Raw genomic sequence first — 19474 nt, forward strand, 5'->3', positions numbered from 1 at the left:
TATGGGGAAAATTAAAGAATTAAGTGCTTTATTAACCAATCAGATAGCAGCAGGGGAAGTCATTGAACGACCGTCATCTGTTGTCAAAGAATTATTGGAAAATGCAGTAGATGCTGGCAGTACAAGGATTGTCATTGAAATTGAAGAAGCAGGATTAAAACTCATACGAATCACCGATAATGGTTCAGGGATGAGTCGTGAAGATGCTGTACTATCGATTCGCCGTCATACGACGAGTAAAATTTATTCGCCTGAACAATTATTTCGCATTAAAACATTAGGATTCAGAGGAGAAGCTTTAGCGAGTATTACAGCAGTTTCAAAAGTGACTGTAACGACTTCAACAGGAGAAGAAGTGGGAACTCAGTTAAAAGTGGAGTCAGGAACGATTGTGGAAGAAACTCAAGTACCTCCATTAAAAGGGACTACCATTGAAGTTTCAGATTTATTTTATAATACTCCTGCTCGGTTGAAATTTGTTCGAACACTTCAAACGGAAATTGCTCATATTACAGATGTTGTGAGTAAAATCTCTTTAAGTCATCCAGAAATTTCGATTATTTTAAGAAATGAAGGAAATGAATTAATTCGAACAGCAGGAAATGGTGACTTACGTCAAGCGATTGCGGGTAATTTAGGTCCTACTAACGCTCGTAAAATGTTAGCATTTAGTGGGGAAGATGATGATTTCAAAGTCAGTGGATATACTTCTTTGCCAGAATTAACAAGGTCCAATCGAAATTATATTTCGATTTTTATCAATGGTCGTTCAATTCGTAACATTGCCATTTCTAAAGCAATTGTGGCAGGATATGGTTCTACTTTAATGGTGGGACGTTTTCCAATTACAGTAATTGATATTGAAATGGATTTCCAATTAGTCGATGTCAATGTGCATCCAACAAAGCAAGAAGTGCGTATTAGTAAAGAAGTGGAGCTATCAGCACTTATTCAAAAAGCGATCCATGAGTCGATTCAAGGGGTACAACGAATTCCTGAATCATTAGAAGATTTACCATTTAAACGTAAATCAACGGAATCGACAACTGCTCGACCGGTAGTGGAACAGGAAACGTTAAATTTTGACTTAAAACCAGTTCAGCCATCCATTCGAGTTGAAACTCCTAGCGAGTGGATACAAGAGGATGAGATTACTTCGTATACGAGTGAAGCTGTAAGTTTAGAAGAGTTACCTTTAGAAACTGAAGAGAGTCCATTTAAGGGAGAGATTTCCAAAGAACTAACAGAGGAAATTCCAGTTCAAATAACGAATCATAACAAAGAGGGCTGTGAAGATTGCCGAATAGATTTTCACCAAGAAAAAGCGAATTATTGGAAATTATCTCAAGAATTGGATGAAGAAAATTTTGAAACTGATTTTCCAGAATTACATTATTTTGGACAAATGCATGGGACGTATTTATTTGCGCAAAATGAAAAAGGGTTATACATGATTGACCAACATGCTGCTCAAGAACGGATTAAATATGAAATATTTAAAGTTTCTATTGGAGAAGTAGCACCAGTGAGTCAATCCTTAATGATTCCGATTATCATGGAATTTTCGAAAAAAGAAGCGCTAAAATTACAAGAGTCCTTAGAAATGATTCGTGAATTTGGTATTGAAATTGAACCATTTGGGACTCATACGTTTCAAATTCAATCTCACCCTAGTTGGATTAAACAGGGAGAAGAAAAGGAAATCATTGAGGAAATTATTGATTTAGTTCTCTCAAATCAAAAAGTAACAGTTGCTCAGTTACGGAAGGCAACTGCCATTATGATGAGCTGTAAAGGGTCGATTAAGGCGAATCATCGTTTAACAACGCTTGAGGCGGAACAATTATTAGTGGACTTAGCAAAATGTAAAAATCCGTATAATTGCCCGCATGGTAGACCAGTATTAGTTCATTTAAGCAATAAAGATTTGGAAAAATTATTTAAACGAATTCAAGATCCACATCAATCGAAGTGGAAGTTTGAAGATTAGGAGGAAGAAAAATGTCAGATTTTTCAAAAGAAGCATTAAAACAACGATTAACAGAAATTCAATATGAAGTGACGCAAAATGAAGCGACAGAACGTCCGTTTTCAGGAGAATATGATGAATTTTTTGAAGAAGGTATTTATGTAGATGTAGTGAGTGGTGAACCATTATTTAGTTCAAAAGATAAATTCGATGCAGGTTGTGGCTGGCCATCATTTTCAAAACCAATTCAAAATACAACATTAACAGAAAAAGAAGACCATAAATTAAATCGTGTTCGTACAGAAGTTCGTAGTCAAAAAGCGGATTCTCATTTAGGGCATGTATTTCCAGATGGACCTGAAGAATTAGGTGGATTACGTTATTGTATTAATTCTGCTGCATTAAGATTTATTCCAAAGGCAGATTTAGAAAAAGAAGGATATGGAGAATTTCTTCAATACTTTTAAAGAGAAATGGAGTTAGAAAATGAGTCGTACTGTTCATACTGAATTGACAAATATGTGTATGATTTATGACCAAGAGGGTAATGTTTTAGTGCAAGAGAAAAATTTGAGTTATGCACAAGGATTAATCTTTCCTGGTGGTCATATTGAACCAATGGAATCGATTGTAGATTCGACTATTAGAGAAATTAAAGAAGAAACAGGTCTAACGATTAGTCAGCTAGAGTTTTGTGGAATTAAAGATTGGATTCAACCAGATGGTACACGTTATATTGTCTTTTTATATAAAACGAGTCATTACACTGGCGAACTTCGTTCTTCTTCTGAGGGAGATATGTTTTGGATTTCTTTAGAAGATTTGAAGAAGAGAGAACCATTATGGCATTTGGATCAAATGTTAGACATTTTTGAACAAAAGGGACCTACTGAATTATTTTTCAATCGTGGAGATGAGGAGTACGTTCCGGAATTGAAGTAGGACAGACTTTTTATACGAAACTACGAAAGACTTCTGTTATAGTAGCATAGGACGGTAGCGGCCTCGCAAAAAGCGAGTCTCATGCCTAAATTTCGAGCCTTGGTCTCGAAATTTCCTAATCATAGTAACCGATGTTTCGACTACTATGATATATGCTACTATGGGAAGTCTTTCTTCGTTTTACGAAATATGAGAGAGAAGGTAATCATTCTTGATTAACACGTGTAACACGTGCTATAATATTTGTGTCAGGAGGTAGAGCGCTATGCCGATGACGCAAAATGAGATGGTCAAACTTCTTATCGCTCATGGTTGGTCAAAGACAAAGGGTGGTAAAGGTTCCCATGTAAAAATGGAGAAACAAGGAGAAAGACCTATCATAATTCCCCACGGTGAGTTAAATAAATTCACTGAAAAAGGGATAAAAAAGCAAGCTGGGTTGTAAAACTCAGCCTCTGCTTTTCTAATTGGAGGTATGAAAATGTTAGTAACTTATCCAGCGTTATTTTATTATGATGATTCAGATGGTACTAGTGCACCTTATTTTGTACATTTTCCAGATTTTTCAAATATTTCTGGTACTCAAGGAAAAGATATTAGTGATGCATTGGAAATGGCAAGTGAGTGGCTAGGCATGAATGCTGCTGATTGTATCGAAAATGATATCGATTTACCTAAGCCATCAGATATAAATTCTTTATCCTTAGTTGAGCATAATCCTTTCAAGGATGATAAAGATATTGAATTAAAATTTGATTCAAAAAAATCATTTATTTCTATGGTAGGTGTAAATGTAAATCATTATTTAGGAAATCAAGAACCAGTAAAAAAAACTTTAACGATACCGAGATGGGCTGATAAGTTAGGCAGAGAATTAGGTTTAAATTTTTCTCAAACTTTAACGGAAGCAATTGTCGAAAGAAAAATAAACTTTTAGGATTTCCTAAGAGTTTATTTTTTTGATATGAATTTGATAGAGCACAAGAAAGCTTTCTAACGTGTTGCTTCTGTACCGTCGAAATATTAAAATCAAAGTACAAAAGCAACCTTCTTTAGCAAGCTTAGCGAAGCTGATAAAGTAACAGACTCCTATTGAATTATTTGACAAATAAAACAGATTTTCTTATACTAATTGAGTATGAACCAGTCAGATAAAAGAATTTTAATCGTAGAGAGGTCTAGTCGGTGAAAATGACCACAAAATTTATGCTCCTGATTGGAATTTTGTAGAAATACAGACGCTTCCCGCGTTATCGGAATGAATGAGGATGAAATGCTGTTTCATTGTAAGCAAGGTGGTACCGCGTGGTAGACGCCCTTGTAACAATGGGGCAGTTTTTATTTTTTTATAATAAACGAAAAGGATGGTAAAGATGAAAAAATTATCTAGTAGTGAAATTCGTCAAATGTATCTTGATTTCTTCCAAGAGAAAGGACATAAGGTACATCCAAGTGCAAGTTTAATTCCTGTGAATGATCCAACATTATTATGGATCAACTCAGGGGTAGCTACTTTGAAAAAATATTTTGATGGAACAGAAACACCTGAAGTTCCAAGAATTACAAATGCTCAAAAGAGTATTCGTACAAACGATATTGAAAATGTAGGTCATACGGCAAGACACCATACATTATTTGAAATGATGGGGAACTTCTCAATCGGCGATTACTTCAAAGAAGAAGTAATTCCATGGGCTTGGGAATTTTTAACAAGCGAAAAATGGTTAGCATTAGACCCAAATCGTTTATATGTAACTTATTATCCAAAAGATCCTGAAACAAAATACTTATGGATGGAAAAAGTTGGATTACCAGAAGACCATATTATTCCAGTAGAAGATAACTTCTGGGATATCGGTGCTGGACCATGTGGACCAGATACTGAGATTTTCTATGACCGTGGTGAAAAATATCAAACATTAGCGGAAGATGATCCTGAAAATTACCCAGGAGGAGAAAACGAACGTTACTTAGAAATCTGGAACTTAGTATTCTCTCAATTTAACCATATGCCAGATGGAACTTATCCTCCATTACCACATAAAAACGTCGATACGGGGATGGGATTAGAGCGTGTTGTTTCTGTAATTCAAGATACTCCAACAAACTTTGAAACAGATTTATTCATGCCAATTATTCAACAATTAGAACAACTAAGTGCTGGTAAAAAATATAATACTTCAAAAGATTTAGATGTTTCATTTAAAGTTATTGCTGACCATATTCGTGCAGTTAGCTTTGCGATTGGTGATGGTGCGTTACCTTCAAATGAAGGACGTGGATATATTATTCGTCGTTTAATCCGTCGTTCAGTAATGCATGGTCAACGTTTAGGCATTCAAGGTTCATTCTTAACAAAATTAGTGCCAACTGTTGCAAGCATTATGCATAGCTACTATCCTGAAGTAACTGAAAATATGGAGTTCATTCAAAAAGTTATTGCAAATGAAGAAAATCGTTTCCAAGAAACAATTCATGATGGACTTGCAATTTTAGAAACAGTATTTGCTGAAATGAAAGAACAAAATCAAACTGTATTATCAGGTGAAAATGCCTTTAAACTATATGATACTTATGGATTCCCTTATGAATTAACATTAGAATATGCTAGTGATAATGGTTATGAAGTGGATGAAGAAGGATTCCAAGCTGAAATGAAAGCACAAAAAGAACGTGCTCGTGCAGCTCGTAATACAGAAACTTCTATGAATGTTCAATCAGCTGTTCTACGTGATATTACAGTAGAAAGTACATTTGTGGGATATGACCGTACAACTGAAAAAGGTCTATTAAGTGCGATTGTATATGAAGATGAATTAGTAGAATCTGCTTTAGAAGACACAAGAGTACAAGTTGTCTTCAATCAAACTCCATTCTATGCTGAAATGGGTGGACAATTATCTGATCATGGTGTGATTAAGGATGAATCAGGTCAAGTAGTTGCAACTGTTGTTCAAGTGAAGAAAGCTCCAAATGGTCAACCTTTACATACAATTGATGTTATTGCTCCAATGCAATTAAATTCAACTTATGTATTAGAAGTGGATCAACAAGAGCGTGCTAAATTAATTAAAAACCACACTGCCACTCACTTATTACACCAAGCATTAAAAGAAGTATTAGGAACACATGCTAACCAAGCAGGTTCATTAGTAGCTCCAGGATACTTACGTTTTGACTTTAGCCACTTTGGTCAAGTAACAGCTGAAGAATTAGCTGAAATGGAACGTATTGTAAATGAAAAAATTTGGGCAGCTTTAGATGTAGTGACTGTGGAAACTACATTAGAAGAAGCGAAAAAATTAGGTGCAATGGCTTTATTCGGTGAAAAATATGGTAATAAAGTTCGTATGGTAAACATTGCAAACTGGTCTATTGAATTATGTGGTGGGGTTCACGTTTCAAATACTCAAGAAATCGGTCTATTCAAGATTCTTTCTGAATCTGGTATTGGTGCAGGAGTTCGCCGTATTGAAGCTGTAACTAGTCAAGAAGCCTTTGAGTTATTAGCAAAACATGAATTGTTATTAAAACAAATTGCAAGTGATGTTAAATCGGTACAATTAGATAGTACTCCAGAACGAGTTTCTCACTTACAACAAGAATTAAAAGAAGCTCAACATGAAATTTCAGCTCTAAAAGCTAAATTAATGAAATCTGAAGTAGCAGACTTATTCGAATCTGTTTCTACAGCAGGAAACTACTCATTCATTACTGTTCACTTACCAAACAAAGATATGAATGAATTACGTCAATTAGCAGATACTTGGAGACAAAAAGCAGCAAGCGATGTATTTGTAGTTGCTACAAATGAAGGTGAAAAAGCGAATTTATTAGCTGCAGTTTCTAAAGATGCGAATGAAAAAGGAATTAAAGCAGGTGATATTATCAAATCTATTGCTTCACATATCCAAGGTGGCGGTGGTGGCCGTCCAGATATGGCTCAAGCAGGTGGTAAAAATCCAGCAGGTATTCCAGCTGCGTTAAAAGCAGTAGAAGAGTTCTTAACTCAAGCATAATTATTAAATTGAAATGGAGTAGGATGTGATCCATTCTACTTCATTTTTTTAAGGAAAGTTTAATCTCTATCGTATTTATTGTAGTTTTTAGTAAAATCTAGTAGAATGAAGATACAAAGAAATGAGGTGTTAATATGAGTTCAATGGATGAAACAGTTCTATTTAACTTTCATGATAAAGATGAAAAAACAGTACAAGAGACACTAACAATTGTTTATGATGCATTAAACGAAAAAGGTTATAGTGCAGTGAATCAAATTGTTGGGTACTTATTATCTGGCGATCCAGCTTATATTCCTCGACATCGTGATGCTAGAAATCTAGTAAGACGTCACGAGCGTGATGAAATTATCGAAGAATTAATCCGCCATTATATTCGTTCGACAGGTAGAGATTGTTAATGAGAGTAATGGGATTAGATGTCGGCAGTAAAACGGTTGGAGTTGCGATTAGTGACCCATTAGGTTGGACTGCTCAAGGTGTTGAAACGATTGTGATTAATGAAGCTGCAAGTGAATTTGGTTTTAACCGTGTGGTGGAATTGGTTAAAGAATACGAAGTTGAAAAGATTGTTATCGGTATGCCGAAAAACATGAATAATACAGCTGGACCCAGAGCAGAAGCTTCACAAAAATATGGTAGAAGTTTAGAAAAGCGATTAGAAATTCCAATCGTTTTTCACGATGAACGGTTAACAACGATGCAAGCAGAAAGAATGCTTGTTGAGGAGGCGAATGTTTCTCGTAAAAAGAGAAAAGAAGTCATTGATAAGTTAGCAGCCGTCATCATTTTACAAAATTATTTAGATTTAAATATTAAATAGAAAAGAGGAAACGTAATGACAGAACATACACATGAACATGATGGACATGAACATATTACAATTATTGATGAAGAAGGAAATGAAGTCTTACACGAGGTTTTATTTACTTTCGATTCAGAAGATTTTGGTAAATCATATGTTTTAGTATACCCAGCAGGAATTCCAGAAGGAGAAGAAGTTGAACTTCAAGCATTTTCATATGTTGAAGCTGAAGATGGTACTGAAGGCGACTTACTTCCTATTGAAACTGATGAAGAATGGGATATGATTGAGGAAGTTTTAAATACTTTCTTAGATGAAGAAGAAGAATAATGATGTGGGAAGACGCCTGATAGAATGCTATTTGGTGTCTTCTTTTACTTTTATGGGGCGAAATTGGACTTGACTGAAGTAGCGGAGGACGGCAGCAGCCCTTCGGTCTCATGCCTAAATTTTGAGCCTAAGGTCTCAAAATTTCCTGTACTAGAAGCCGGTATGGCTTCTAGTACTAACGCTACGTCGTCAAGTCCATTTCGCTGGACGTGTGTTTATGAGAGGGCGTTTAAATTATGGGACTTTCCTGAAGTAGCAAGGACGCAAGCAGCTTTGCAAGCGAATTTCATGGCACTGCGTTAAGTCTATTTTGCTTTCATAGTATATCTTGATAGAATTTGTAACATAATTGTAGAACTCCTAGTCTTCAATTGTTATATGAATTCATGTATAATGACAACGAAGTTAAAAGGAGGCGGATTATGTCAAAAAAAGAGCGTTTTAAAACAAATTTTATGTATGAAAATGAAGAACTTAGAGCTATTCGAAAAAAAGAATCAAAAATTACTCGAAATATTGTTCGCTTATTTGCCATTCTATTTGCAGTAATTGTGATTGGTGGAGGAGTGTATGGTTACTATTATGTTTCCAACTCATTAAAACCAGTGGATACAAAACAAACTCAAACAGTAGAAGTAGAAATTCCAGCAGGATCTTCTGTAAAACAAATTGCAAAAATTTTAGAAGATAATAAGCTTATACGTAATTCAAAAATTTTTAATTTTTATATTAAATTTAAAAATGTAGCTGGATTTAAAGCAGGATTTTATCAATTATCTCCATCTATGGATATTGATCAAATTTTAGGACAATTAGCAGATGGCGGTAAAGATAAATCTGCTAATGTAGCTAAAGTAGTCGTGCGTGAAGGTGAAACATTAACAGGAATTGCAGAAGAAGTAGAAAAATCTACGAAATATTCTAAAGAAGACTTTATGAATAAAGTACAAGAGCAAGGTTTTATTGATCAATTGGTACAAAAATTCCCTCGATTATTTAAAGATGCTCAAAAAGCTCAAAATGTTCGATATTTCTTAGAAGGATATTTATATCCTGCAACTTATGATGCAGATGAAAGCAAAACTTTACAAATGATTATTGAAGAAATGGTTGCGAAAACAGATAGTATTTTATCAAAATATTATGCAAAAATTTCTCAAGGAGATTATAATGTTCATGAAATTTTAACGATGGCTTCTTTAGTAGAAAAAGAAGGATTTAAATTAGAAGACCGTCAAAAAATTGCAAGTGTATTTTATAATCGGATTAAAAAGAATATGATGTTACAAACAGATATTTCTGTTCTATATGCTTTAGGCGAGCATAAAGAAGTCGTAACATTAAAAGATTTAGAAGTAAATTCTCCATATAATTTATATAAGTACAGAGGCTTGGGACCGGGACCGTTTAATAGTCCAAGTGAAGAAGCGATTTTAGCGGCTATTGATCCAGCTCAAACAGATTATGAATATTTCGTAGCAGATATTCAAACAAAAGAAGTTTATTTTGCAAAAACATATGAAGAACACTTAGCCTTAAAAGCTAAATACGTTGATAAGGAGTAATTTATGAAAAAGAAGCCAATTGTTATTGGAGTGACTGGTGGTTCTGGTAGTGGTAAAACTACTGTTAGTAGAAAAATTTTGGAACACTTTCCAGAATTGAGTATTGTAAAAATTGACCAAGACTTCTATTATAAAGACCAAAGTGATATGCCTTTTGAAGAACGTTTAAAAACAAATTATGACCATCCATTTGCGTTTGATACGGATTTATTAATTGAACATATGAATAAGTTAATCAATTTTGAATCTATTGATGAACCCGTATATGATTATGAAAATCATACGAGAAGTAATCAAACCATTCATCAAGAACCTAAAGATGTTATTTTAATTGAAGGAATCTTAATTTTGGAAGATGAACGCTTACGTGATTTAATGGATATTAAAGTATATGTAGATACAGACGATGATATTCGAATTATTCGTCGTATTAAACGAGATATGGTTGAACGTGGTAGAACTCTTGATTCCATTATCCATCAATATGTTACTGTTGTAAAACCAATGTATCATCAGTTTATTGAGCCTACTAAGAAATTTGCAGATATTATTATTCCTGAAGGTGGCTCAAATGTTGTAGCAATTGACTTAATGACAACGAAAATAGCATCTATTTTAAGTGATTTAACATAAATTTCTCAGAAATTTTAAAATAAAGCTTGCAATCTTCTTCATAAAATGGTATGTTTTTACCACTGTCAAAACAGTAAAATGGAAAAGAGGGAGAAGCCAAATGACTGAGAAATTATATCCAATGACGCTTGAAGGGAAAGCAAAATTAGAAGCTGAATTGGAAGAATTAAAAGTAGTTAAACGTAAAGAAATCGTTGAGCGTATTAAAATTGCTCGTAGTTATGGCGACTTATCTGAAAATTCAGAGTACGAATCAGCTAAAGATGAACAAGCATTTGTTGAAGGAAGAATTACAACTCTTGAAAAAATGATTCGTTTTGCTGAAATTATCGATGATAATAATGTCGAAAAAGATGTCGTTTCATTAGGGCGTAAAATTACTTTTATCGAATTACCAGATGGTGAAGAAGAGTCTTATACAATCGTTGGTAGTGCAGAAGCAAATCCAATCGAAGGAAAAATTTCAAATGATTCTCCAATTGCTAAAGGAATCATTGGTAAGAAATTAAATGACGAAGTTGTTATCCAAACTCCTGGTGGAGACATGAAGGTAAAAATTACTAAAATTGAATCTGTATAAGAAATCTTTTGTGAACTGTAAGAGAATGAGTTTCTCTTACAGTTTTTTTGTTTAAGAAAGAATGTGAACTATGATGTTGGATATGGTATAATTAATTTAGAATATAAAAGAAAAGGTGAAAAATTTTTGAGGAAATTAACGAAATTTTTTGGAACTATTTCTGTATTATGCTTAATAGGTTTAGTAAAACCAATAGCAGCAGAAACTGTAGATATTGTTGAATTAACAAAAAATGCAGGATATGAAGTAAATCCTGATGATAAACCTAAGTCATCGATTGTGGTTGATGCATATACTGGTAGAATTTTATGGCAAGATAATATTGATGAAGAGCGGGATCCAGCAAGTATTAGTAAAGTTTTGACAGTATATTTAGTGATGGAGGCTATTCAAAAAGGTGAATTATCTTTATCTCAAAAGATTACAGCGACAAAAGAGGATGAAGCTATTTCCAATATTTATGCAATTAGTAATAATAAAATTATTGAGGGTGTTGAATATCCAATTGAAGAATTAATTAAGATGACTCTTGTTCCTTCTTCAAATGCCGCAACGATAATGTTAGCAAATACATTGGATAAAGATTCTGCAGCATTTATTGGAAAAATGAATGCTAAAGCAAAAGAATTAGGAATGAATCATACGACATTCAATAATGCTTCTGGTGCAGTGGCTGAATTGTTTCAAGGTTATTATCAACCGGAAGGTTATGATGCTTCAAAACCAAATCAAACAACTGCTCGTGATTTAGCAATTTTAGCTATGGATTTAATGAATCATTATCCACAAGTATTACAATACACTAATTCTGCTGTTGTAAAAACAATGGAAGGAACGCCATATGAAGAAAAATTTGATACGTATAATTATTCTCTTCCTGGAGCAAAGTATGGAATTGAAGGAGTTAATGGATTAAAAACTGGATCAAGTGGCTATGGTGCTTTTAACTATATTGCAACGTATGAAAAGGATCAAATGAAGTTAGTGGAAGTTGTTCTTGGAGTTGGAGATTGGTATAATCAAGCTGGTGAAATGATTCGACATACATTTGGGAATGCAATTTTGAATTATGTATTAGAACATTTCTCATTCCAAACGATATTACCCGCAGGAGAGCATAATTTTGATGGGCATAAGATTACAACTAATCAACCTCTTCAAATGATTGTTGAAAATGGAAAAAAACCTGAATGGGAGGTAGCCAATAAAAGAGTAAGTATTGATTTGCCAGGTGTTTTCTTAAAAGAAAACCAAAAAAATCCGAGCGTTGAAGTAGTAGCAGAAAGTGGATTTGCAGATTTACCCAAAGAACCAGAGAAAAGACAACAAACACTTCAAGTGTATATTATACAAAATGCTTTTGCTTTTGCAGTTATAATTGGTGGTTCAATTTTATTTCTTTTAGTATTGTTTGGAGAGAGTCGAGCTAAAAAAAGACGAAGCCATAAAAGGAAATAATAAAAGGATAAAACGGAAAAAATCTTATTAAAATCTGATAAAAATATATACGAATTACTAGACTTTGTGTGTATTTTATGACAGAATACACTCGAGGGGTACTATAGCTCAGCAGGATAGAGCAAACGTTTCCTAAACGTTAGGTCGGGGGTTCAAATCCCTCTAGTACCGTAATGATGATTATTTAATACAAAAATGGGGATTTAGAAAAGAATAGTTTGATCAAGAAACGACAGGAATTGGAGAGTAATGACTCTTCATTCTGAATATATTTTGTATGGGTGATAGCTATGTATGCGATGAATCGTCAGTTAAAATCATTGAAATTGTTTATAGAAATCATAGAAAAAGGTCATAGTATCGAATTTGAATTTAATGGAAATCTCTATCGATTTTCACATATTAATGATGAATATGTATTAATTAATTACACGACTAAAAATGAGTTACATTTCAAGACAATTGAAGAAGTGATGGAAGCCGAATCTAATGGATTGAATTTCCAAAAGATTTGGAAAAAATTAAAAATTCTGTCTATACGATAGTCATCAGTTTAGTCTAATTTAAAACTATACTATTATTGTGTTGGGTATTAGTAATACAGTATTAAATAGAATAATCATCATTTTGTTAGCATGATTCTTCAAATGGGTAGTGGGGATGAAGCTGATTACATTAAGTGGATTGATAACTTTTATGTTGTCATCCACTTTTTTTATTTTAAAATTTCTTATACATTTTAGTGTTGCTATTTAAAGATGATAGGTGTAAACTATCCTTAGTTCACAAAAACAGAAAGTGGTGATTACATGAACGTTCAAGAATTAGATATTCTGAACGCAATTCGAAAGAATCCTAAGGTGAATCAACGAGAAATTGCAAATCAATCAGGATATTCATTAGGGTTTGTTAATCGTGTAGTAAAAGAATTACAGGAAGAAAAATGGCTTTCTCCTACTGGAGAATTAAGTAAAAAGGCTAAAACATTTATAAAAGAAAATCAACCACAGCGCGCGATTATTTTAGCAGCGGGATTTGGGATGCGAATGGTTCCAATTAATACGGAAATTCCTAAAGGATTAATGGAAGTAAAGGGAGAAGTATTAATTGAAAGAATGATTCGTCATCTTCATGAAGTAGGTATTACAGATATTCAAGTAGTAGTTGGCTTTATGAAAGAAAGATATGAATATTTAATCGATGAATTCCAAGTGAAATTAGTCGTAAATTCTGAATACCAAGTAAAAAATAATTTACATTCATTAAGTAAGGTAAAATCATCATTAGACAAAACGTATATTATTCCTTGTGATATTTGGTCTGAAGAAAATCCGTTTAGTGATTTTGAACCATATTCATGGTATATGGTTACGAATGAACAGTCAATTGAAAGTACCGTTCGTGTGAATCGCAAAAGAGAATTAGTGATGATTGATGAAACTGAGGAAGGTAACCAAATGATTGGTCTATCTTATGTAATGGGAGAAGAAGCTACGCTTATTCAAGAAAAATTACAAGAATTTTCAAAGAAATCTTCTTATGATCATGAATTTTGGGAATGTACTTTACAAGATAAAAATAAATGGATTATTCCTTCTAAGGTTGTAAATTCAAAACAATTGATTGAAATTAACACATATGAACAATTGCGGGAAATAGATGGAAATTCTGCTAACTTACAAACAGATGCAATTTCAATTATTCAAGATTGTTTCAATGTTGAAGTTGATGAAATTAAAAATATTACTGTTTTGAAAAAAGGAATGACGAATCGCTCGTTTTTATTTGAATGTCAAAATCAAAAATATATTATGCGAATTCCTGGTGAAGGAACAGATTATCTAATTAATCGAAAAGAAGAAGCAGATGTTTATCAAGCTTTAGAAAATCGACAAATTTGTGATGATGTTTTATATATGAATCCAGATAATGGGTATAAAATTACTGCTTATTTAGAAGATGCAACAAATTGTGATGCAGAAAACTGGGATGAAGTGGAAGCTTGTATGACAAAATTAAGAGAATTTCACGAATTAAATTTAAAAGTAGATCATCGTTTTGATATTTTTGGTCAAATTGATTTTTATGAAAGTTTGTGGAATGGTGAAAAATCTTATTTTAAAGATTACGAAACTACAAAAACAGCTATTTTCGAGTTGAAAAAGTGGATTGATACATTAGAGAAGAATGAAACTCTTGTTCATATTGATGCTGTTCCAGATAACTTCTTATTTATAAAAGATGGCATTCGAATTATCGACTGGGAATATGCGGGAATGCAAGATCCTCATGTTGATATTGCGATGTTTAGTATTTATTCATTGTATTCAAGAGAACAAGTGGATCATTTAATTGATTTATACTTTAAAGAAGAAGTTTCTCCAATCATTCGCACTAAAATTTATGCGTATATTGCAAGTGCGGGATTATTATGGAGTAATTGGTGCGAATATAAGAGAAGTTTAGGAATTGATTTTGGGGAATATTCATTATGTCAGTATCGCTATGCAAAAGAATATTCTAAATTAGTGCTGTCTACATTAGAAGAACTATGAAAAGAGGAGAATTATGACAAATACAATTAAAAGAGCCATTTTAATGGCTGCAGGTCAAGGAACAAGAATGAGACCTATTACAAACCATACTCCAAAACCGCTTGTAAAAGTAAATGGAGTTCGAATGATTGATACGGTTATTCAGGTACTACATAAGAATGGCATTACGGAAATTTATGTAGTAGTTGGATATTTAAAAGACCAATTTTATGCATTAGAACAAGAATATCCAGGATTAAAAATTATTGAAAATCCTTATTATGATACTTGTAATAATATTTCTTCTCTATATGTAGCAAGACAATATTTAGAAGATGTGATTATTTTAGATAGCGACCAATTAATTTATAATCAGGAAATTCTTCATGCTGACTTTACTCACTCAGGTTATAACTGTGTGTGGACTGAAGGACATACCGATGAATGGTTAATGACAGTAAATGAACAAGAAAAAGTTATTCAATGTTCACGTACTGGTGGAGAAAAAGGCTGGCAATTATATAGTATTTCTCGTTGGAATAAAGAAGATGGACAGCGTTTAGCACGTCATTTAGAACAAGAATTTGATGTGAAACAAAATCGTCAAATTTATTGGGACGATGTAGCGATGTTTTGTTATCCAGAAGAATATGAATTAGGAATTTATCCAATGGAAAAAACAGATATTGTGGAAATCGATAATTTAGAAGAATTATTAGACTTAGATCCAAGTTATCAAAGTATCTTGGATGAAGGTGAGGAAGTTTAACATGCAAAAGAGATTACATCAAGAAATTGACTGGGTATCTACTATAGTACCTTTGTTAGGAGTTTTGTTACTAGGAGTACTATTTTTAGTCATTCCAGAACAATCATCATTAATTCTAGGCGGAATTCGTACTTGGTTAGGAGATCAATTTAGTATTTATTATGCACTTTTAGGTGTGGGAATTTTTAGTTGTAGTATGTATGTAGCCTTTTCAAAATATGGTTCTATTGTATTAGGAAAAGGAGAAAAGCCTGAATATACTTCATTCCAATGGGGAGTGATGATTTTTACTTCTACAATGGCTGCAGATATTTTGTTCTATTCTCTATGTGAATGGGCACTATATGCAAATGAAGATTATGTGGCTCAATTAGGTGGCATTCAAAGATGGGCTCCTACATTTCCATTATTCCACTGGGGACCAATTGCTTGGGGATTTTATATTATGTTAGCTGTTGCATTTGGTTTTATGTTACATGTGCGTAAAGTAGAAAAACAAAAATTCTCTGAAGCATGTCGTCCTATTTTAAAAGATAAAGTAGATGGATGGATGGGGAAAGTCATTGATTTAATTGCGATTTTTGCGTTAATTGCTGGAACTGCAACAACGTTCTCATTAGCAACTCCTTTATTATCAGCAGCAATGGGTCATGTTTTTGGATTTGAAAACTCAACTGGTGCAACAATTGTTATTTTATTATTAATTGCTTTAGTTTACACTTCAACAGTGTTATTAGGAATGGAAGCTGTTTCTAAATTAGCAACGTATTGTTCATATTTATTCTTTGCTCTATTAGCTTATTTCTTATTTGCGGGTGGAGAAACAGTTTATATTTTAGAAACTGGGTTTAGCTCTATTGGGAATTTAGCGCAAAACTTTATTGGATTATCAACTTGGTTAGATCCATTGCGTGAAACATCATTCCCACAAAAATGGACAATTTATTACTGGGCTTATTGGATGGTTTGGTGTGTCGCAACTCCTTTCTTTATTGGTAGTATTAGTAAAGGGCGTACGATTAAGCAAACCATTTTAGGGGCTTATTCTTGGGGAATTGCTGGAACATTTACTTCATTTATTATTTTAGGAAATTATGGTTTAGCACAACAATTAAAACATGGTTTAGATATTTCTAGTAATTTAGTTACGGATACTCCAGATTATGCAGGTATTATCTTGAAAATTTTTGACACAATGCCTTTAAGTCAGTTAGGGTTAATTTTATTAGCTGTGACAATGGTTGCTTTTTATGCGACAACATTTGATGCATTGACTTTAGTCATTTCTGCTTATTCTTATAAGACATTAGAGGATACGCATGATTCTGATAAACGTGTTCGTATGTTTTGGGCAGTAGTGTTTATTATTTTACCGATTGCATTAATATTCTCAGAAAATTCAATGTATAATTTACAATCTGTTGCGATTATTGCAGCATTCCCAATTGGATTAATTATTATTTTAATTGTGGCAAGCTTCTTCAAAGACTTGAAAGCTTACGAAAAAGAAGAGAAACGCTAAAAATAGACATTCCCATAGCAATATGGGAATGTCTATTTTTTTATTTTGGCTTTTATGATTTCTGTGTTAGAATAGGAATGCTAAATAAGTAAAGGAGGGAAAGCGATGACAAATGATTTATCTACTATTATTCAAGCTATCGTAACGGATGAAAATGATAAAGCGTACTTTGTTCAAAAACAAGGTGAAACTTATCGTGTTTCAAAAAATCCCGATGTAACATTAGCCATCGGAGATGTCGTAACAGGCTTTGTATATGAAAATAGTGATCGTAAGAAAATCATGACCCTTGATATTCCAGAAGTAACTAATGAAACTTATGGATGGGCAACGGTTACTCAAGTGAGAAAAGATTTAGGCGTATTCGTATCGATTGGATTACCTGATAAAGATATGGTTGTTTCATTAGATGAATTACCAAACTTAAAAGAATTATGGCCAAAGAAAAATAATCGATTATATGTAACTTTAATTAAAGATAAGAAAAATCGTACTTGGGCAACTATGGGAGATGGAACAGAGTTAAAAGCTAAATCCATTAGAGCGAATCAAACGTTGAAAAATAAAGATGTATCTGCTACTGTAACCAATGTAAAATTAGTAGGGACATTTTTAATAACAGAAGAAGGGTATCGATGCTTCTTACATCCAAGTGAACGATTATATGAACCAACACTTGGTGAATTAGTCAATGTACGAGTGATTGGTGTTCGTCCAGATGGTGTATTAAATGTATCCATGAGACCAAGAGCATTTGAAGCAATTGGGGATGATGCAGAAATGATTTTAACAATGTTAAGAAATCGTCCAACGCATACATTACCGTATTGGGATAAAACAGATCCAACGATTATTAAAGAAATTTTTGGAATTAGTAAGGGACAATTCAAACGTGCGATTGGTTCCTTATTAAAAGCAAAAAAGATTACACAATCAGAAGGATTTATTCAATTAGTAGAAGAAAAATAAGGATTGAAATGGGGGGATAGGACTGTGTTAACAATGGAAGGCATCAAAAAGAAATTGCAAGAAGAGGGATTTAAGCTAACTCCTCAAAGACAAGCTACGGTTGCAATTTTATTAGAAAAAGAAGATGACCATCTGAGTGCTGAGGCTATATATATGCTCGTTAAACGGAAATATCCTGATATTGGATTAGCAACAGTCTATCGAACTTTAGAAATATTAACAGATTTAAATATTACTTATCGAGTTGTGTTCGATGATGGATTAGCTCGTTATGATTTAAAACGAGATGAATCCAATCGTTTCCACCATCATTTACTATGTAATAAATGTGGGAATATTGAAGAAATTCATGAAAACTTATTAGGTGAAGTGGAAAAAGTAGTTGAAGAACGATTTCATTTCAAAGTGGAAGATCATCGTTTAACTTTCCATGGCATTTGTCAAAAATGTAGAGAAGGTGAAACTCATGCAACGTAATTTGGATTATTTTGTGGATTCATTAGCAATTCAAGGATTATCTCAAAATACAGTGATGAGTTATCAAAGAGATTTAATGAAATTTTACCAATTTTTGAAAGAGCAGCAAATTCGAGATTGGAAAGAAGTCGATTATTCTCTAATTGTATTATTTTTACAAGACTTAAAACAGGATGGTTATGCGACAAGTTCTACTAGTAGAATGATTAGTTGTCTAAAAAAATTTTTTAAATTTTTACAACAAGAACAATTAGTTGAAACAAATCCAGTACAACCCCTGAAAGTTCCTAAAAAGAGTAAGATGTTACCAAAAGCATTAACGGTTGATGAAGTGACACAAGTATTAAATTCCTGTGATACTTCAACGGTATTAGGATTAAGAGATAAAGCAATGTTAGAACTCCTTTATGCGACCGGAATGCGTGTTAGTGAGTTAATTACTTTAAAACTTAGTGATTTACATTTAGAATTAGGATTTCTTCAAACGATTGGTAAAGGAAATAAACAAAGAATTATTCCTATTGGACAAGCTGCCACTAATTGGGTTCAGCATTATTTAACTTATGCAAGAGTGGTTTTAGAGCAAGAATCAAATCCAGTAGAATATTTGTTTTTAAATCACCGTGGAAATGGATTTACAAGACAAGGATTTTGGAAAAATTTAAAGAAAATTGTTCAAGAAGCAGGCGTTCATAAAGACGTAAGTCCCCATACATTGCGTCATTCTTTTGCGACACATATTTTAGAAGCAGGGGCTGATTTGAGAATTGTACAAGAATTATTAGGACATAGCGATATTAGTACAACTCAAATTTATACACACTTAACCAATGAACGAATGAAAGAAATTTATCAACAGGCACACCCACGTGCTAAAAAATAAAATTTATACTAGAAAGAAG

At 33.1% G+C, this 19474-nt stretch carries 20 protein-coding genes and 1 tRNA gene; all 21 read left to right on the plus strand.

The annotated features are described in order from the left end of the window. Position 1: 1 nt before the first annotated feature. The 21 genes from mutL to xerD all read left to right on the plus strand — a co-directional run bounded on the left by mutL (position 2) and on the right by xerD (position 19455). Positions 2-1990, plus strand: coding sequence for a DNA mismatch repair endonuclease MutL (mutL, locus tag HMPREF0446_RS03250; protein WP_006702837.1), 1989 nt, complete (start codon positions 2-4; stop codon positions 1988-1990). A gap of 11 nt (positions 1991-2001) precedes the next feature. Continuing rightward, positions 2002-2436 carry a peptide-methionine (R)-S-oxide reductase MsrB gene (msrB, locus tag HMPREF0446_RS03255; protein WP_006702836.1) on the plus strand — a complete coding sequence of 145 codons (435 nt, stop codon included), beginning with the start codon at positions 2002-2004 and terminating at the stop codon, positions 2434-2436. A gap of 19 nt (positions 2437-2455) precedes the next feature. Next, entirely contained in the window at positions 2456-2911 is a 456-nt protein-coding gene (locus tag HMPREF0446_RS03260; protein WP_006702835.1) for an 8-oxo-dGTP diphosphatase, read from the plus strand. A 265-nt stretch (positions 2912-3176) separates the two neighbouring features. Continuing rightward, a complete protein-coding gene (locus tag HMPREF0446_RS03265; protein ID WP_006702834.1) occupies positions 3177-3356 on the plus strand; it encodes a type II toxin-antitoxin system HicA family toxin in 180 nt (59 codons plus the stop codon). Between the two features lie 36 nt (positions 3357-3392). After that, positions 3393-3848, plus strand: a complete 456-nt coding sequence (locus tag HMPREF0446_RS03270) for a type II toxin-antitoxin system HicB family antitoxin (RefSeq protein ID WP_006702833.1) — start codon at positions 3393-3395, stop codon at positions 3846-3848. A gap of 436 nt (positions 3849-4284) precedes the next feature. Continuing rightward, positions 4285-6930, plus strand: coding sequence for an alanine--tRNA ligase (gene alaS / locus HMPREF0446_RS03275; RefSeq protein WP_006702832.1), 2646 nt, complete (start codon positions 4285-4287; stop codon positions 6928-6930). Positions 6931-7064: 134 nt separating this feature from the next. After that, complete coding sequence (locus HMPREF0446_RS03280) at positions 7065-7331, plus strand: IreB family regulatory phosphoprotein (RefSeq protein ID WP_006702831.1); 267 nt, start codon at positions 7065-7067, stop codon at positions 7329-7331. Beyond that, positions 7331-7753 carry a Holliday junction resolvase RuvX gene (ruvX, locus tag HMPREF0446_RS03285; protein ID WP_006702830.1) on the plus strand — a complete coding sequence of 141 codons (423 nt, stop codon included), beginning with the start codon at positions 7331-7333 and terminating at the stop codon, positions 7751-7753. The genes HMPREF0446_RS03280 and ruvX overlap by 1 nt, the downstream gene beginning before the upstream one ends. Before the next feature lie 15 nt (positions 7754-7768). Next, positions 7769-8065: a DUF1292 domain-containing protein gene (locus tag HMPREF0446_RS03290; protein ID WP_006702829.1), complete on the plus strand. Its 297-nt coding sequence runs from the start codon at positions 7769-7771 to the stop codon at positions 8063-8065. A 422-nt stretch (positions 8066-8487) separates the two neighbouring features. Then, on the plus strand, positions 8488-9630 hold the full coding sequence (gene mltG, locus HMPREF0446_RS03300) for an endolytic transglycosylase MltG (protein ID WP_020991326.1): 1143 nt from the start codon (positions 8488-8490) through the stop codon (positions 9628-9630). A 3-nt stretch (positions 9631-9633) separates the two neighbouring features. Continuing rightward, positions 9634-10263 carry a uridine kinase gene (gene udk, locus HMPREF0446_RS03305; RefSeq protein ID WP_006702827.1) on the plus strand — a complete coding sequence of 210 codons (630 nt, stop codon included), beginning with the start codon at positions 9634-9636 and terminating at the stop codon, positions 10261-10263. Positions 10264-10363: 100 nt separating this feature from the next. After that, a complete protein-coding gene (greA, locus tag HMPREF0446_RS03310; RefSeq protein WP_006702826.1) occupies positions 10364-10843 on the plus strand; it encodes a transcription elongation factor GreA in 480 nt (159 codons plus the stop codon). A gap of 126 nt (positions 10844-10969) precedes the next feature. Then, positions 10970-12301, plus strand: coding sequence for a serine hydrolase (locus HMPREF0446_RS03315; RefSeq protein ID WP_020991327.1), 1332 nt, complete (start codon positions 10970-10972; stop codon positions 12299-12301). 97 nt (positions 12302-12398) lie between these two features. Further along, positions 12399-12472, plus strand: a tRNA-Arg gene (locus HMPREF0446_RS03320). Positions 12473-12591: 119 nt separating this feature from the next. Beyond that, positions 12592-12846, plus strand: a complete 255-nt coding sequence (locus HMPREF0446_RS03325) for a hypothetical protein (protein ID WP_006702824.1) — start codon at positions 12592-12594, stop codon at positions 12844-12846. A 264-nt stretch (positions 12847-13110) separates the two neighbouring features. Continuing rightward, the gene (locus HMPREF0446_RS03330; protein ID WP_006702823.1) at positions 13111-14856 is read left to right on the plus strand and encodes a phosphotransferase; all 1746 of its coding nucleotides are present in this window, start codon (positions 13111-13113) and stop codon (positions 14854-14856) included. A 13-nt stretch (positions 14857-14869) separates the two neighbouring features. Next, positions 14870-15604: an NTP transferase domain-containing protein gene (locus HMPREF0446_RS03335; protein WP_006702822.1), complete on the plus strand. Its 735-nt coding sequence runs from the start codon at positions 14870-14872 to the stop codon at positions 15602-15604. Between the two features lies 1 nt (position 15605). Continuing rightward, positions 15606-17126, plus strand: a complete 1521-nt coding sequence (locus HMPREF0446_RS03340) for a BCCT family transporter (RefSeq protein WP_020991328.1) — start codon at positions 15606-15608, stop codon at positions 17124-17126. 105 nt (positions 17127-17231) lie between these two features. After that, the gene (locus HMPREF0446_RS03345) at positions 17232-18095 is read left to right on the plus strand and encodes a CvfB family protein (protein ID WP_006702820.1); all 864 of its coding nucleotides are present in this window, start codon (positions 17232-17234) and stop codon (positions 18093-18095) included. A gap of 33 nt (positions 18096-18128) precedes the next feature. Next, complete coding sequence (gene fur / locus HMPREF0446_RS03350) at positions 18129-18572, plus strand: ferric iron uptake transcriptional regulator (protein ID WP_006702819.1); 444 nt, start codon at positions 18129-18131, stop codon at positions 18570-18572. Then, a complete protein-coding gene (xerD, locus tag HMPREF0446_RS03355; RefSeq protein ID WP_006702818.1) occupies positions 18562-19455 on the plus strand; it encodes a site-specific tyrosine recombinase XerD in 894 nt (297 codons plus the stop codon). The genes fur and xerD overlap by 11 nt, the downstream gene beginning before the upstream one ends. The last annotated feature ends 19 nt before the right edge of the window (positions 19456-19474 follow it).

Origin of the sequence: Granulicatella elegans ATCC 700633, assembly GCF_000162475.2 — a bacterium.
Lineage (GTDB): Bacteria > Bacillota > Bacilli > Lactobacillales > Aerococcaceae > Granulicatella > Granulicatella elegans.

What these genes read in the sequence shown, in the direction of transcription:
- mutL (WP_006702837.1), top strand. Translation starts at nt 2, where the DNA reads ATGGGGAAAATTAAAGAATTAAGTGCTTTATTAACCAATCAGATAGCA.
- msrB (WP_006702836.1), top strand. Translation starts at nt 2,002, where the DNA reads ATGTCAGATTTTTCAAAAGAAGCATTAAAACAACGATTAACAGAAATT.
- HMPREF0446_RS03260 (WP_006702835.1), top strand. Translation starts at nt 2,456, where the DNA reads ATGAGTCGTACTGTTCATACTGAATTGACAAATATGTGTATGATTTAT.
- HMPREF0446_RS03265 (WP_006702834.1), top strand. Translation starts at nt 3,177, where the DNA reads ATGCCGATGACGCAAAATGAGATGGTCAAACTTCTTATCGCTCATGGT.
- HMPREF0446_RS03270 (WP_006702833.1), top strand. Translation starts at nt 3,393, where the DNA reads ATGTTAGTAACTTATCCAGCGTTATTTTATTATGATGATTCAGATGGT.
- alaS (WP_006702832.1), top strand. Translation starts at nt 4,285, where the DNA reads ATGAAAAAATTATCTAGTAGTGAAATTCGTCAAATGTATCTTGATTTC.
- HMPREF0446_RS03280 (WP_006702831.1), top strand. Translation starts at nt 7,065, where the DNA reads ATGAGTTCAATGGATGAAACAGTTCTATTTAACTTTCATGATAAAGAT.
- ruvX (WP_006702830.1), top strand. Translation starts at nt 7,331, where the DNA reads ATGAGAGTAATGGGATTAGATGTCGGCAGTAAAACGGTTGGAGTTGCG.
- HMPREF0446_RS03290 (WP_006702829.1), top strand. Translation starts at nt 7,769, where the DNA reads ATGACAGAACATACACATGAACATGATGGACATGAACATATTACAATT.
- mltG (WP_020991326.1), top strand. Translation starts at nt 8,488, where the DNA reads ATGTCAAAAAAAGAGCGTTTTAAAACAAATTTTATGTATGAAAATGAA.
- udk (WP_006702827.1), top strand. Translation starts at nt 9,634, where the DNA reads ATGAAAAAGAAGCCAATTGTTATTGGAGTGACTGGTGGTTCTGGTAGT.
- greA (WP_006702826.1), top strand. Translation starts at nt 10,364, where the DNA reads ATGACTGAGAAATTATATCCAATGACGCTTGAAGGGAAAGCAAAATTA.
- HMPREF0446_RS03325 (WP_006702824.1), top strand. Translation starts at nt 12,592, where the DNA reads ATGTATGCGATGAATCGTCAGTTAAAATCATTGAAATTGTTTATAGAA.
- HMPREF0446_RS03330 (WP_006702823.1), top strand. Translation starts at nt 13,111, where the DNA reads ATGAACGTTCAAGAATTAGATATTCTGAACGCAATTCGAAAGAATCCT.
- HMPREF0446_RS03335 (WP_006702822.1), top strand. Translation starts at nt 14,870, where the DNA reads ATGACAAATACAATTAAAAGAGCCATTTTAATGGCTGCAGGTCAAGGA.
- HMPREF0446_RS03340 (WP_020991328.1), top strand. Translation starts at nt 15,606, where the DNA reads ATGCAAAAGAGATTACATCAAGAAATTGACTGGGTATCTACTATAGTA.
- HMPREF0446_RS03345 (WP_006702820.1), top strand. Translation starts at nt 17,232, where the DNA reads ATGACAAATGATTTATCTACTATTATTCAAGCTATCGTAACGGATGAA.
- fur (WP_006702819.1), top strand. Translation starts at nt 18,129, where the DNA reads ATGGAAGGCATCAAAAAGAAATTGCAAGAAGAGGGATTTAAGCTAACT.
- xerD (WP_006702818.1), top strand. Translation starts at nt 18,562, where the DNA reads ATGCAACGTAATTTGGATTATTTTGTGGATTCATTAGCAATTCAAGGA.